This window comes from Planomonospora antibiotica, from assembly GCF_014647955.1.
GTDB lineage: Bacteria > Actinomycetota > Actinomycetes > Streptosporangiales > Streptosporangiaceae > Planomonospora > Planomonospora parontospora.
Map to the genome: position 1 here is coordinate 187,562 of NZ_BMQE01000009.1, position 13,201 is coordinate 200,762.

The 13,201-nt window shown below is 72.9% G+C and carries 14 protein-coding genes and 1 riboswitch; of the genes, 5 read left to right on the plus strand and 9 right to left on the minus strand.

Translation table 11 applies throughout. The features are described from left to right. Positions 1 to 15: 15 nt before the first annotated feature. The 3 genes from IEZ06_RS11555 to IEZ06_RS11565 all read left to right on the plus strand — a co-directional run bounded on the left by IEZ06_RS11555 (position 16) and on the right by IEZ06_RS11565 (position 4,504). Entirely contained in the window at positions 16 to 1,389 is a 1,374-nt protein-coding gene (locus IEZ06_RS11555) for a TrkH family potassium uptake protein (RefSeq protein WP_189236669.1), read from the plus strand. Further along, positions 1,382 to 2,059 carry a potassium channel family protein gene (locus IEZ06_RS11560; RefSeq protein WP_189236670.1) on the plus strand — a complete coding sequence of 226 codons (678 nt, stop codon included), beginning with the start codon at positions 1,382 to 1,384 and terminating at the stop codon, positions 2,057 to 2,059. Before IEZ06_RS11555 ends, IEZ06_RS11560 begins: the two co-directional genes overlap by 8 nt. A gap of 171 nt (positions 2,060 to 2,230) precedes the next feature. After that, a complete protein-coding gene (locus IEZ06_RS11565) occupies positions 2,231 to 4,504 on the plus strand; it encodes a putative bifunctional diguanylate cyclase/phosphodiesterase (protein WP_189236671.1) in 2,274 nt (757 codons plus the stop codon). Positions 4,505 to 4,529: 25 nt separating this feature from the next. On the opposite strand, the gene IEZ06_RS11570 is transcribed toward IEZ06_RS11565, so the two are convergent. The 8 genes from IEZ06_RS11570 to IEZ06_RS11605 all read right to left on the minus strand — a co-directional run bounded on the left by IEZ06_RS11570 (position 4,530) and on the right by IEZ06_RS11605 (position 10,768). Continuing rightward, the gene (locus IEZ06_RS11570) at positions 4,530 to 4,988 is read right to left on the minus strand and encodes a PH domain-containing protein (RefSeq protein ID WP_189236672.1); all 459 of its coding nucleotides are present in this window, start codon (positions 4,986 to 4,988) and stop codon (positions 4,530 to 4,532) included. A 143-nt stretch (positions 4,989 to 5,131) separates the two neighbouring features. Continuing rightward, entirely contained in the window at positions 5,132 to 5,602 is a 471-nt protein-coding gene (gene ribH, locus IEZ06_RS11575) for a 6,7-dimethyl-8-ribityllumazine synthase (RefSeq protein WP_189236673.1), read from the minus strand. Positions 5,603 to 5,651: 49 nt separating this feature from the next. Next, positions 5,652 to 6,866 carry a bifunctional 3,4-dihydroxy-2-butanone-4-phosphate synthase/GTP cyclohydrolase II gene (locus tag IEZ06_RS11580; RefSeq protein ID WP_189236721.1) on the minus strand — a complete coding sequence of 405 codons (1,215 nt, stop codon included), beginning with the start codon at positions 6,864 to 6,866 and terminating at the stop codon, positions 5,652 to 5,654. A 5-nt stretch (positions 6,867 to 6,871) separates the two neighbouring features. Continuing rightward, on the minus strand, positions 6,872 to 7,534 hold the full coding sequence (locus tag IEZ06_RS11585; protein WP_189236674.1) for a nicotinamide mononucleotide transporter family protein: 663 nt from the start codon (positions 7,532 to 7,534) through the stop codon (positions 6,872 to 6,874). Next, positions 7,531 to 8,139, minus strand: coding sequence for a riboflavin synthase (locus IEZ06_RS11590; protein ID WP_189236675.1), 609 nt, complete (start codon positions 8,137 to 8,139; stop codon positions 7,531 to 7,533). The genes IEZ06_RS11585 and IEZ06_RS11590 overlap by 4 nt, the downstream gene beginning before the upstream one ends. Before the next feature lie 103 nt (positions 8,140 to 8,242). Next, positions 8,243 to 8,373: riboswitch (FMN riboswitch) on the minus strand. A 120-nt stretch (positions 8,374 to 8,493) separates the two neighbouring features. Next, positions 8,494 to 9,300 (minus strand): oxygenase MpaB family protein, encoded by an 807-nt coding sequence (locus tag IEZ06_RS11595; RefSeq protein ID WP_189236676.1) that lies wholly within the window; start codon positions 9,298 to 9,300, stop codon positions 8,494 to 8,496. A gap of 242 nt (positions 9,301 to 9,542) precedes the next feature. Further along, a complete protein-coding gene (gene rpe, locus IEZ06_RS11600; protein ID WP_068894183.1) occupies positions 9,543 to 10,199 on the minus strand; it encodes a ribulose-phosphate 3-epimerase in 657 nt (218 codons plus the stop codon). 74 nt (positions 10,200 to 10,273) lie between these two features. Further along, on the minus strand, positions 10,274 to 10,768 hold the full coding sequence (locus IEZ06_RS11605) for a MarR family winged helix-turn-helix transcriptional regulator (RefSeq protein WP_189236677.1): 495 nt from the start codon (positions 10,766 to 10,768) through the stop codon (positions 10,274 to 10,276). 119 nt (positions 10,769 to 10,887) lie between these two features. Between IEZ06_RS11605 and IEZ06_RS11610 the strand changes: the two genes are divergently transcribed. After that, the gene (locus IEZ06_RS11610) at positions 10,888 to 11,466 is read left to right on the plus strand and encodes an NADPH-dependent F420 reductase (RefSeq protein WP_189236678.1); all 579 of its coding nucleotides are present in this window, start codon (positions 10,888 to 10,890) and stop codon (positions 11,464 to 11,466) included. A 122-nt stretch (positions 11,467 to 11,588) separates the two neighbouring features. On the opposite strand, the gene IEZ06_RS11615 is transcribed toward IEZ06_RS11610, so the two are convergent. Continuing rightward, positions 11,589 to 12,458: an SDR family NAD(P)-dependent oxidoreductase gene (locus IEZ06_RS11615; RefSeq protein WP_189236679.1), complete on the minus strand. Its 870-nt coding sequence runs from the start codon at positions 12,456 to 12,458 to the stop codon at positions 11,589 to 11,591. Positions 12,459 to 12,559: 101 nt separating this feature from the next. Between IEZ06_RS11615 and IEZ06_RS11620 the strand changes: the two genes are divergently transcribed. Then, positions 12,560 to 13,192, plus strand: a complete 633-nt coding sequence (locus tag IEZ06_RS11620; protein ID WP_189236680.1) for a CGNR zinc finger domain-containing protein — start codon at positions 12,560 to 12,562, stop codon at positions 13,190 to 13,192. Positions 13,193 to 13,201 lie beyond the last annotated feature (9 nt).

Genomic DNA, 13,201 nt, shown 5'->3' on the forward strand with positions numbered 1-13,201 from the left:
GACGGCCCGATCCCGATGATCGGTCGCGGACGCCGGTATCCTCTCCCGGTGAGCAATCCGGCCGGGCGGGTCACCTCGCCCTCGAGAGTGGTCGTCCTGGCGTTCCTCGGGGTGGTCCTGGCGGGCACCGGGCTGCTCTCCCTGCCCGTCGCGGTCGAGCCGGGCCAGGAGGCGTCGTGGACCTCGGCGCTGTTCACCGCGACCTCGGCGGTCTGCGTCACCGGCCTGGCCGTGCTCGACACCGCGGCGCACTGGACGACCTTCGGCGAGGTCGTGATCCTGGTGCTGATCCAGATCGGCGGCTTCGGGATCATGTCGCTGGCCTCGATCCTCGCGCTGCTCGTCTCCGGGAAGCTCGGGCTGCGCGCCCGGCTCAGCACCCAGGCCGAGACCAGGTCCCTCGGCCCCGGCGACATCCGCCAGGTGATCGTGGGAGTCGCCAAGGTCACGCTGGCGGTGGAGGCGGTGACGGCCGCGGTCCTCGCCGCCCGCTTCGTGATCGGGTACGGCGAGCCGCTCGGCCGCGCCGTCTACTACGGGATCTTCCACTCGGTCTCGGCGTTCACCAACGCGGGTTTCGCGCTCTGGCCCGACAGCGTGATGCGGTTCGTCCGCGACGTGTGGATCTGCCTGCCGCTGGCGCTGACCGTGGTCGTCGGCGGCCTGGGCTTCCCGGTCTACGCCGTCCTGCGGCGGCACTGGCGGCGGCCGTCCCGGTGGTCGCTGCACGCCAAGATCACTATCGGGATGACCGCGATCCTGCTGTCCGGCGGCGCCCTGGCCATCACGATCTCCGAGTGGAACAACCCCGCGACGCTCGGCCCGCTCTCCCCCGGCCTGCGCATCCTGGCCGGCTTCTTCCACAGCGCGATGACCCGCAGCGGCGGCCTGAACTCCGTCGACACCTCCCAGATGCACGAGAACTCCTGGCTGATCAGCGACGTGCTGATGTTCATCGGCGCGGGCAGCGCCAGCACCGGGGGCGGCATCAAGGTGACCACGTTCGCACTGCTGGGCTACGTCATCCTGGCCGAGCTGCGCGGCGAGCCCGACGTCACGGCCGGCCGCCGCCGCATCTCCGAGCAGCTGCAGCGCCAGGCGCTCACCATCGCCCTGGTCAGCGTGGCGGCGGTGGTCACCGGCACGCTCGTGATGATGATGCTGACCCCGTTCGCGCTCGACCGCGTACTGTTCGAGGTGATCTCCGCGTTCGGCACCGTCGGGCTCTCTACGGGGATCACCGCCCAGGTGGGCACCGCCGGGCACCTGGTCCTGACGGCCCTGATGTTCGTCGGCCGGCTGGGCCCGGTCACCCTCGGCGCCGCGCTGGCCCTGCACGTCCAGACCCGCAGGTTCCGCTACCCGGAGGAGCGTCCCCTCGTTGGCTGAGAAGAAGAACCGCGTCGACCGCGACGCCGCCGTCGTGGTCATCGGCCTGGGCCGCTTCGGCGGGGCCCTGGCGGCCGAGCTCGTCGTCCGCGGCGTCGAGGTGCTCGGCGTGGACAGCGACTCCAGGAACGTGCAGGAGTTCTCCGGGCGGCTCACCCACGTCGTCTGCGCCGACTCCACCGACCCCGAGGCGCTGACCCAGCTGGGCGTGGCCGAGTTCGGCCGGGCGGTCGTCGGCATCGGCACCGACATCGAGTCGAGCATCCTGACCACCTCGATCCTGACCGACCTCGGCGTGCCCGACATCTGGGCCAAGGCGATCAGCCGTCAGCACGCCCGGATCCTGCAGCGGGTCGGCGCCCGCCACGTGGTCCAGCCCGAGGCGGACATGGGCGAGCGGGTCGCGCACCTGGTCACCGGCCGGATGCTCGACTACGTGGAGGTCGACGAGGACTACGCCCTGATCAAGACCAAGGCCCCCGGCTGGGCGGCCGGGAGGACCCTGGGCGACCTCGGCATCCGCACGGAGTACGGCGTGACCGTGGTCGCGGTCAAGAAGCCCGGCGCCAAGTTCACCTACGCCACCTCCCAGACCGTCATCGGCTCCGGCGACACCCTGCTCGTCGCGGGCGACACCGACCAGGCCGAGCGCTTCTCCGAGGAGACCTGAGCCCGCGTCCGCCCCGCCGGACGCGAACACCTCAGGACCGGCTCCCGCCCGCCGATGGACACGACCGTCACGGAGATTTCCCACAGCGACGGAGAGCAAGCGATGACGGATGGCCTGAGAGAGCGGAATGCGCTGTCACGCGTCCTCCTCGGCCGCGTCCGGGAGCATCCGATGCTGTCCGCTCTCGCCTTGCTCGCCGTGTTCGGCCTCGCCTGGTTCGCGGTCACGCTCGCGCACCCTGCGGTGTGGCCCGTCGTGGCCTGGGTTCCGGTGGTCCTCTCCAGCGCGCTCGCCACGTTCGCCTGCGTGCGCGTTCACCGGTCGACGCCGGCCGGGGCGGTGCGGACCTTCTGGCGGCACCTCGGCGTGTCCATGGGACTCGTCACGGGCGGGCTGATGAGCAACGCCCACACCGCCCTCACCGCGCCGGAGGCGACGCGGTACATCGGAGCGCCGGCCCTGGCGCTGTACCTGGGCGCCCTGCTGACCGCCATCTGGGCCCTGCTGCGGCTGCCCCTCGGGCGGCGCTCCCGCAAGGCGTACCTGACCCTGGGGCTCGACGCGGGGATCGTCATGCTGGCCGCGGCGCTGTTCACCTGGTACCTGATGCTGCGCACCGCGCCGTACCTGCTCACCGCCGGGAACACGTCCTGGTCCGTCCTGCTGATCGTCGCGCTGGGCTTCCTGGAGGTGCTCGCCGCCGTCAAGGTGATGCTGGCCGGAGCCGGTCCGCTGCACCGCAGCGTCCTGATCGCGCTGGGGATGGCGTTCGTCGCGGCGGCGACGTGCGGTGCGCTCTCCCCTCTCAGCGAGGGCAGGCCCGACGTCAACGTCATCCATTTCAGCCTCCCGATCATCGTCTTCTTCGTCGCTCTCGCCGCGGAGCGGCAGCGGCAGGTCGCGGCCAGGCCGGTTCCCGCTCCGCGCCGCCGGCCGTTCAGCCTGCTGCCGTACGGCGCGATCGCGGCGGCCGACGCCCTTCTCCTGTTCTCGGCCCAGCGGCCCGGCCCGGAGATCCGTGTGATCGCGGCCGCGACGATCGCCCTCACCGCCCTGGTGGTGATCCGCCAGGTCGTGGCCTTCCGTGACAACGCCGACCTGCATCGGCAGCTGGCCCACCAGGCCACCCACGACACGCTGACCCAGCTCGCCAACCGGGCCCTGTTCGCCGAGCGCACCGCCGAGGCGCTCGCCGACACCGGGCTCCGCGGCTCCGCGCTGGCCCTGATCGACCTGGACGACTTCAAGGCGGTCAACGACCGGCTCGGGCACGCGGTGGGCGACACCCTGCTGGTGGCGGTCGCCCACCGGCTCCGGGCATGCGTCCGGCGGGGCGACACGGTCGCGCGGCTGGGCGGCGACGAGTTCGCCGTGCTGCTGCTCGACGTCACGGTCGCCGAGGCCGAGCAGATCGTCGAACGGATCATCCAGGCGCTCCGCACCCCGGTCAGCGCCGACGGTCACGAGCTGCTCGTACAGGCCAGCGTGGGCCTGGTCGACAGCCCGCAGGGCGCGGCGGGCGCCAGTGAACTGCTGCGCCGCGCCGACGTGGCCATGTACACCGCCAAGGAGCAGGGCAAGAGCCGGTACGTGCGCTACTCCCCGGATCTGGACGCCCGCGCCCTCGAGCACGCCCGGCTGGAGACGGAGATGCGCCGGGCCCTCGAAGGGGACGAGCTGTTTCTGCTGTACCAGCCGGTCGTCACGCTGCCCGGCGGCGAGCTGTCCGGGGTGGAGGCGCTGGTGCGCTGGCGGCATCCGGAGCGCGGGCTGGTGTCCCCGGCGGAGTTCGTCCCGGTCGCCGAGCGCACCGGGATGATCGTCGAGCTCGGCGCCTGGGTGCTGCGCGAGGCCTGCCGCCAGATGGCCGACTGGAAGCACCGGTACGGCCCGGCCGCACCGGTGAAGATGAGCGTGAACGTCTCGGCCCGGCAGCTGAGGGACCGGTCCTTCGCCGAGACCGTCGCCGAGGCGCTGGCCGAGACCGGGCTGCGCCCGGCCGACCTGGTGATGGAGATCACCGAGACGTCCGTGTTCGACGGAGGGCTCGCGGTGGAGACCGTGCAGGCCGTCCAGGAGCTCGGAGTCGCGATCGCCCTGGACGACTTCGGCACCGGGCACTCCTCGCTCGGCCTGCTGCGCACCTGCCCGGTGGACGTGCTCAAGGTGGACAAGCTGTTCATCGACGGGGTGACCGGAACCACCGAGCAGGCGGCGATCGCCACCTCACTGCCGCACATCGCCCGGGCGCTGCGGCTGAGCACCGTGGCCGAGGGCGTGGAGACCGCGGCCCAGGCCGAGCGGCTGCACGAGCTGGGCTACCGGCTGGCCCAGGGCTTCCACTTCGCGCCGCCGCTCTCGCCGGGGAACATCGAGCAGATCCTGAAGACCCGCCGCGCGGACCTCGGCGCGGACTCGTGGGAACCGTCCGTCCTGGCCGGCTGACGGCTCCGCCGTGCCGGCGGGACCGTCAGCCGAGTTCCTCGGCCTCGCCGCGCTCCCGGATGAGCGCGGCGAGTTCGCGCACCTGGCGCACGGTCCGGTCCTTCTCCGACCCCTGCAGTCCCATGGCCCCCACGGTCATCCCGTCAGCGAAGTCGATCTTCGCCCACGGCTCCCCCTCGGTCAGCGTGACCGCGAGCACCTCCGGCCACTCGTAGCGGTGCACCCGCAGGGCGTTGACCAGGGTGATCCCCTGCTCGTCCGCCTCCACCCGGCACCGCCCCAGCAGGTGCAGCACCCCGGCGATCACCCCGGCCAGCGCGACCACCGCGACCTTGTCGGCGAGGGTGAACGGCGGCGGCAGGAAGACCGCCATGACCACCGCGCCCACCATGAGCACGGCCGCGAAGCCGTAGGCCACGATCCGCCCCGTCTTCGGCCGCCACACGACGGGCAGCGGGGGCGGGACGACGTTCTCGGGGCTCACTTGACGATCACTTTCCCTCTACGGAACCGCTGGTCGGACGGCCGCCGGGCCGCCGGTCCGGGCGGCCGTCCGCCGCGCCGGAGGGCGGCCGGGCACCCGCGGTCGCAACCTACCGCACGCCCCGGCCGCCCCCTCGGGCGGTGTCAGCCGCGCAGGCCGCGCAGGAGCACGGCGGTCTCCAGCGCGGCGACGGTGGCCTCGTACCCCTTGTCCTCGTGGCTGCCGGGCAGGCCCGACCGGTCCAGGGCCTGCTCCACCGAGTCGCAGGTCAGCACGCCGTTGCCGACGGGCGTCTCCTCGTCGAGGGAGATCCTGGTCAGGCCGGAGGTCACCGAGTCGCAGACGTAGTCGAAGTGCGCGGTCTCGCCGCGGATCACCGCACCCAGCGCCACCACCGCGTCGCAGCGCCGGGCCAGCGCCTGGGCCACCACGGGGATCTCCAGGGACCCGGCCACCCGGACCACGGTCACGGTCGCGCCGCTGTCCTCGCCGGCCCGCACGGCCCGTTCCAGCAGCCTGTCGGTGATCTTCTCGTGCCAGCGCGCCGCCACGATCCCGACCGTCAGTCCCGCGGCGTCGACCGCCTCCGCTCCCGGCCGCCCCTCCCCGCTCATCGGGCCGCCCCGTTCCGCTCGCTCCGCCCGGTCATACGGTCTCCCCCGCTCATGCGATCTCGATCTCATCGTGGATGTCGTGGCCGAGGCGGTCGCGCTTGGCCGTGAGGTACTTCTCGTTGTACGGGTTCATCGCCACCGGCATCGGCTCCCGGCCCAGCACCTTGATGCCGTAGCCGTCCATGCCGCGCAGCTTGGCCGGGTTGTTGGTCAGCAGCCTGGCCGACTTCACGCCCAGGTCGGCGAGGATCTGCCCGGCGTTGGAGAACTCCCGGGCGTCCACCGGCAGCCCGAGCTCCAGGTTCGCGTCGACGGTGTCGCTCCCGCCGTCCTGCAGGCCGTACGCCCGGAGCTTGGCCAGCAGGCCGATCCCGCGGCCCTCGTGCCCGCGCAGGTAGACCACGACCCCGCGGCCCTGCGCGGCGATCTCGGCCATCGCGTGGTCCAGCTGCACCCCGCAGTCGCAGCGCAGCGAGCCGAGCACGTCCCCGGTGAGGCACTCGGAGTGCGCCCGGACCAGGACGTTCTCGCCGTCGCCGAGGTCGCCGTAGACCAGGGCCAGGTGCTCGCCGCCGTCCAGGGCACTGGAGTAGCCGTAGGCCCTCCAGACCCCGTAGGCGTTCGGGATGCGCGTCTCGGCGACCCGGGTGACCATCCGCTCGGTCCTGCGCCGGAACTCCACCAGCTGCTCGATGGAGACCAGCGCCAGGTCGTGTTCGTCGCAGAAGGCGCGCAGCTCCGGCAGGCGCTTCATGGTCCCGTCGTCGTTGACGACCTCGGCGAGCGCGCCCGCCGGGCTCAGTCCGGCCAGCCGGGACAGGTCCACGGCCGCCTCGGTGTGGCCGCGCCGGACCAGCACGCCGCCCTCCCGGTAGCGGAGCGGGAAGACGTGGCCGGGCCGGACCAGCTCGAACGGCTCGGTGGCCGAGTCGCACAGGGTGCGGATCGTCCGGGCCCGGTCGGCCGCCGAGATGCCGGTGGTCACCCCGTCGCGGGCGTCCACGCTGATCGTGTAGGCCGTGCGCATGCGCTCGCGGTTGTCGTGGACCATCAGCGGCAGGCCGAGCCGGTCGAGGTCCTCGCCGGGCATGGAGACGCAGATGACGCCGCTGGTGTGCCGGATGGTGAAGGCCAGCAGCTCCGAGGTGGCCTTGGCCGCGGCGAAGATGATGTCGCCCTCGTTCTCGCGGTTCTCGTCGTCGACGACCACGACGGGCCTGCCCTCGCGGATGTCGGCGATCGCCCGCTCGACGGGGTCCAGCATGGTGGTCACACGGCCTCCTTGGGGACGAGCACGGTCCGCGACCGGTACTCCTTGAGCCAGTTCGCGAACCCGATCAGGACGAGCACGAAGAAGATCCCGTAGACGGCGCCGGAGACGACCAGCCCGGAGCTGAACGCCAGCGGTACGCCGACCAGGTCCACCGCGACCCAGATGATCCAGAAGTCGACCAGCGCCCGGCCCTGCGCCCAGGTCGCCACGGCGCTGCCGACGAAGATGTAGGCGTCGGCCGCGACCAGGAAGTAGCCGTCGGGCAGCGGGGCATGCGCGCCCCACGACAGGCCGGTGACGAAGAACAGCACGCCCACCAGCGCCGTGCCCGCCAGCATGACCGCGACCAGCCCGAGCCGCTCGCGCGAGGTGGCCGGCCGTACGGCCAGCTCCTGGCCGCCCGCGGTGCCGCGCGACCACTTCCACCAGCCGTAGACGGCCAGCACGCCGAACATGACCTGCTTGAGCGCGTTGCCGGTGAGCTGCGCGCTGATCGAGGCGACGAGCAGCAGCACCGAGCCGGTCAGTTGCACCGGCCAGGTCCAGATCGACTTGCGGATCGCCAGCAGCACGGTGGCCAGCGCGGCCGCGTTGCCGACCAGGTCGGTCCAGAGGACCTTCACCCCGAACAGGTGGAATCCCGCCTCGGCCCAGTTCACGCCCGGCCTCCCCGCACGTAGGCGCCGACGAGCTTCTCCACGTGCCTGGCGATCACGTCGGTCTCCAGGTTCACCGGGTCGCCGGGCTGCTTGGCGCCGAGGGTGGTGAGCTTCAGGGTGGTGGGGATCAGGCTGACCGAGAACGCGTCGCCGTCGACGCCGACCACGGTCAGGCTGACGCCGTCGACCGCGATGGAGCCCTTCTCCACCACGTAGCGGTCCAGCCCGGCGGGCAGGGAGATCCGCACGACCTCCCAGTGCTCGCCGGGCTCGCGCGACAGCAGCACGCCGGTGCCGTCCACGTGGCCCTGCACGATGTGGCCGCCGAGCCGCTGGTCGGCGCGGACGGCGCGCTCCAGGTTGACCCGGGAGCCGGGGCGCAGCGCGCCCAGGCAGCTGCGGTCCAGCGTCTCCTTCATGACGTCGGCGGTGAACACCTCGCCGTCGACGCCGACCACGGTCAGGCAGACGCCGTTGACCGCGATGGAGTCGCCGTGCCCGGCGTCGGAAGTGACGGTCCTGCCGCGGATCGACATGCGCGCGGCATCCTTGAGCGGCTCTATCGCCGCGATCTCGCCGAGTTCCTCGACGATTCCGGTGAACATCCGGGGGGCCTCCCACTCGCCAGTAGCTTCCTGCCATGGCGGGCCCCGGGGATGACGGGTCCACGGACCCGTCGGCGGAGGGTGCCTCGACGGCACTGTCCGCTCGCGCGCTTCCTCCCATCCGGACTTTAACCGTCGGTCCCGGAATTTCACCGGGTCAACCGGTCGATGGCTTCGACCGGGTCGCGGACTGTAACCGCCGGTTCGGAATTTCACCGACCCCGGAGCACGCTGCTCTGCTTCTCGGGTCGCCGGCCGTACGGCACGGCTCCCGTACATCAGTGTGCCATGTCCGGCAAACCGGACGGGACCCCCTCCAGCATGTGGACCAGGCAAGCGCCCGGCGGTTACGCGTCAGGCCGCGTCGAGGCGCCGGGCCCGGCGGGCGTCCGGGGGGTATCTGACCGGCGCGGGGACCAGGCCGATGCCCGTCTGCAGGGCCTTGAGCGCCGCCGTCGCCCACAGGTCCTCCAGCGGCGTGGCGGGCAGGCCGTACAGCCTGCGGGCCCAGCGCGGCAGCGTCGCGAAGGCGAACAGGACGAAGCCCGGGAAGACCGGCTTGAGCGGGAGGAGGTACAGCGGGAGCGGCGCGTTGAACGACTGGCGGATCGGGTGCGGGACCTCGGGGGCGAAGTAGAGACCCGGCCGGCAGGCCCGGATGTAGTCGCGCATCTCGCCGACGGAGCCCGGCACGTCGGCGGCCCGCAGCCCGACGACCTCGGCGGCGCGGCGCCACTCGGCGACGAACCGGTCGGCGTCGGCGTCGGTCAGCCGCACCCCGGCGCGCCGGGCCACCGACAGGTAGGAGTCGACCTCGCCGACGTGCACCCACAGCAGCGCCTCGGGGTCGTCCAGGCGGAAGCGCTCGCCGGTGCCGGGGTCGACGGCGGTGAGCATGGAGTGGATCTTCCTGACCCGGGCGCCGGCCCGCTCGACCTCCTCCAGCGTGCCGTAGGTCCGCACCCGGACGAACTCGGTGGTCCGCTGGAAGCGGGCCCAGGCCTCGCCGGGGTCCATCAGCGCGGAGTTCTGCGCGACCCCGCGCATGGCGCGCGGGTGCAGCCCCTGCATGAGCAGCGCCCGGAAACCGCCGACCAGCAGGATCGGCTCGCCCATCACCCGCCAGGTCACCGAGCCCGGCCCGAAGAGTCCGTGGTCCATGGGCCACCTCCCTCGTAAGTGACTGGTTACCCTACCCTTCCGCCGTCACACCTACCATGCAGGCCACATCGTCCGGACATGAGAGCGGCGGGTCCGTCACGGCACGGCCGCGCTTTTCCGGACCCGCCGGAGCATCGGGAACGCCTGGAACATCCGGAGCGCCCAGAACGCCCTGTCGGCCTTTCCCGGAGCCGGATCCGGATCCCGAGCCCCGATCCCGGAGCCGGATCCCGCGCCGGCCGTCAGGCCCCGGCGGCCAAGGCCCGCAGGGCGTCCACTGCGGCGGCCGGGTCGCCCGCGCCGTAGACGGCGTTGCCCGCGACGAAGACGTCGGCGCCCGCCTCCGCGCAGCGCTCGATGGTCTCGGCCGCGACCCCGCCGTCGACCTGGAGCCAGATCTGCCCGCCGTGCCGTTCGATGAGCGCACGGGCCCGGCGGATCTTCGGCAGGACCACGTCGAGGAACTTCTGCCCGCCGAACCCGGGCTCGACGGTCATCAGCAGCAGCATGTCGATCTCGCCGAGCAGGTCCTCGTACGGCTCGACCGCGGTGGCCGGGTTCAGCGCGAACCCCGAGCGGGCCCCCGCGGCGCGGATCTGGCGCAGCGTGCGGACCGGGGCCCTGGCCGCCTCGGCGTGGATCGTCACGCTGCCCGCGCCGGCCTCGGCGTAGGCGGGGGCCCAGCGGTCCGGGTCCTCGATCATCAGGTGGCAGTCCAGCGGCAGGGACGTGGCCTTGAGCAGGGACTCGACGACCGGCAGGCCGAGCGTCAGGTTGGGCACGAAGTGGTTGTCCATCACGTCGACGTGCAGCCAGTCGGCGTTGGACACCGCCGCGGCCGCCTCGGCGAGGCGGGCGAAGTCGGCGGACAGGATGCTGGGCGAGATCTGTACGGCCATGGTGATCCCGAGTCTATGGGGCGCCCCTCCGCCCCCTCCCACCGGCCGCCTCCCGGCGCGGCCGGGTGGCCCGTTCAGCGGGAGCGCGGCCGGCGGGGCGGATGGAGCCGGACGGTGCCGCGCAGGCGGGTCCGGGCGGCGTCCATGATGGCGGCGAGCTGGGCGGTCTGGTCGGGGGTCAGGGCGTCGAGGAGTCCTGCGCGGACCGCCTCCACGTGGCCGGGTGCGGTCCTCTCCAGCACCCGGCGCCCCTTCTCGGTGATGGCGGCGAGCACGCGGCGCTCGTCGTCGGGGGCGTCCTCGCGGCGGAGGAGGCCCGCCTTCTCCAACTGGGCGACCTGGTAGGTGATGCCGCTGCGGGAGGAGACGAGGCGCTCGGCCAGGTCCGTCATGCACAGGCGCTTCTCGGGACTCTCGTTGAGCCGGTGCAGGATGTCGTACTGCACGGTGGTGACCCCGCCGACCTCGCGGAGCTGCTGCTCGACCATGCGGTGGAGCAGGTCGGAGGTCTCCAGGAACCCGGTCCAGGCACGCAGTTCGGTCTCGTTCAGCCAGCGCGGTTCGCTCATGCGCCCACGATACCGGGTTGCTTCCAATTCGAAGCACCTGTACGGTTCCCTTGTGTTTCGAATTCGAAGCACATCGGCCATGTGCTTCACATTCGAAGCACCAGCGAAGGGCGCCCATCATGAAGATCAGCATTCTCGGCTCCGGCAACGTCGGCTCCGCCCTCTCCTCCCGCCTCACCGCGATCGGGCACGAGGTCGCCACCGCCGACACCTCCACGGGCCCGGAGCGTACGGCCGCGCAGGCCGCGCAGGCCGACGTCGTGATCCTGGCGGTGCCGTTCACCGCCGTCGAAGCCCTGGACCCCCGGGTCGGGGCGGCGCTGTCGGGCAAGGTCGTGGTCGACGCCACGAACCCGCTGGCCCCCGACTTCATGTCGCTGACCGTCGGCCACACCGCCTCCGGCGGCGAGCGGGTGGCCGCCGCCCTGCCGGGCGCCCGGGTCGTGAAGGCCTTCAACACCGTCTTCGCCGCACACCTGGGCGAGGACGGCGCCGGCCGCTTCCTGCCGGTCGCCGGAGACGACGAGGCCGCCAAGAAGACCGTCCTGGACCTCGCCGCGCAGCTCGGCTTCGACGCCGTGGACGCCGGCCCGCTGGCCAACGCCCGCTACACCGAGCCCGCGGTCGAGCTGCTCATCCAGCTCGCCTACGGCCAGGGCCTGGGCGACGGCATCGCCTTCACCCTCACCCGCGCCTGACCGGCCCTCCCGGGGTGCCCCCGTGCCGACGGGGCACCCCCGGCCGGCCGCCGCTCCGGCCCCTCGTCCGCCGGCGGCGCTCCGGCCCCTCGTCCACCGGCGGCGCGCCGGACCGCCGGCCGTCAGGAGGCGACCGGCGCCCGGCCGACCTCCCGGGTCACCGCCGCCCACTCGTCCAGGTCGCGCAGCCGGGCGGCGAGAGCGGCCCGCACGTCGGCCTCCGCCCGGCCGCCCAGCGTGAGACGGAGCGGGGGGCGGTCGGCGTCCACCGCGGCCAGCACGGCCCGGGCCACCTCGGCCGGGTCGGCGAACGCCTCCGGCGGCAGGCCGCCGAGGGAGCTCTGCACGGCGCGCACGGTCGGGTCGTAGTCGGCCACCGGCTCGGCGAAGGCGAGGTTGGACAGGAACGGGGTGGCCGCGTAGCCCGGCTCGACCAGCGTCACCCTGATCCCGAGCGGCGCCAGCTCGGCGACCAGGGCGTCCGACAGGCCCTCCACCGCGTACTTGGTCGCGGCCAGCAGGCCCACCCCCGGATGGGCCACCTGCCCGTACACCGACGAGCCCTGCAGGACGTGCCCCGAACGCTGGGCCCGCAGCACCGGCAGCACGGCGCGCAGCACGTTCAGGACACCGAAGACGTTCGTGTCGAAGACGGCCCTGGCCTGCGCGTCGGTCACCTCCTCGACGGCCCCGAAGAGGCCGTAGCCCGCGTTGTTCGCCACCACGTCGAGGCGGCCGAACGCGGCGACGGCCCGCTCGACGCCGCGGCGCACCGCGGCCTCGTCGCGGACGTCGAGCTCCAGGGCGAGGAACCTGCCGGGGAAGCGTTCGGCGAGCTCCGCGAGGCCGTCGACGCGGCGCGCCGCGGCGGCGACGCGGTCACCGCGGCCGAGGGCGGCGAGCGTCAGCTCGCGGCCGATGCCGGAGGAGCCTCCGGTGACGAACCAGGAACGGGGGGCGGGCGTGGTCACGGTCTCTGCTTTGATCGACATGGTTGTGACCGTACAGTGTTTACTCATAACTATCAAACACAGAACCCGCATTGGGTTATGCTCTAATACGTTTGGCTCAGGACACGACTATCATGGCGGGCGTGGTCACCGATCAGGGACGGCACAGTCCTCTCAGCCCGCCCGAGGCGGCGGATCTCGTGCTCGACTTCGTCAACACCCGCCCGATCGACGGACGCGAGGAGCGACTGGCCGACGCATCTGCGGCGGCCCGGTGGCTGCGCGCGGCCGAGCTGGCCCACGAGGGGACCCTGGTCACCGAGGCGGACGCCGCGGCCGCCCGGGAGCTGAGGCAGGCCCTGGTCACGGTCCTGCTCGCCCACGCCGGCGAGCAGGCCGACGGCGGACCGGGCGGCGACGGCCCGGGCGACGGCGGGACGGCGTTGGAGGAGGCGGAGGCCTACCTGCGCCGGAGCGGAGCCCTGTACCCCCTGTCGCCCGTCGTCACCGCGCACGACGTACGGCTCGTCCCGGCCCAGGAGGGCGTGCCCGGAGCGTTCGGCGGCCTGCTCGCGGCCGTGGCCGAGCTCGCCAGGGGCGGCATCTGGGCACGGGTGAAGGCGTGCCGGAACCCGCCCTGCCATCTCGGCTTCTACGATCGCACCCGCAACTGCTCCGCGGCGTACTGCAGCCCGAAGCGCTGCGGGGCGCAGGTGGCGATGCGCTCCTACCGCAGCCGCCGCGCCGCGGACCCGGCGGACGCGACCCGGGAGTGAGACCGCCGG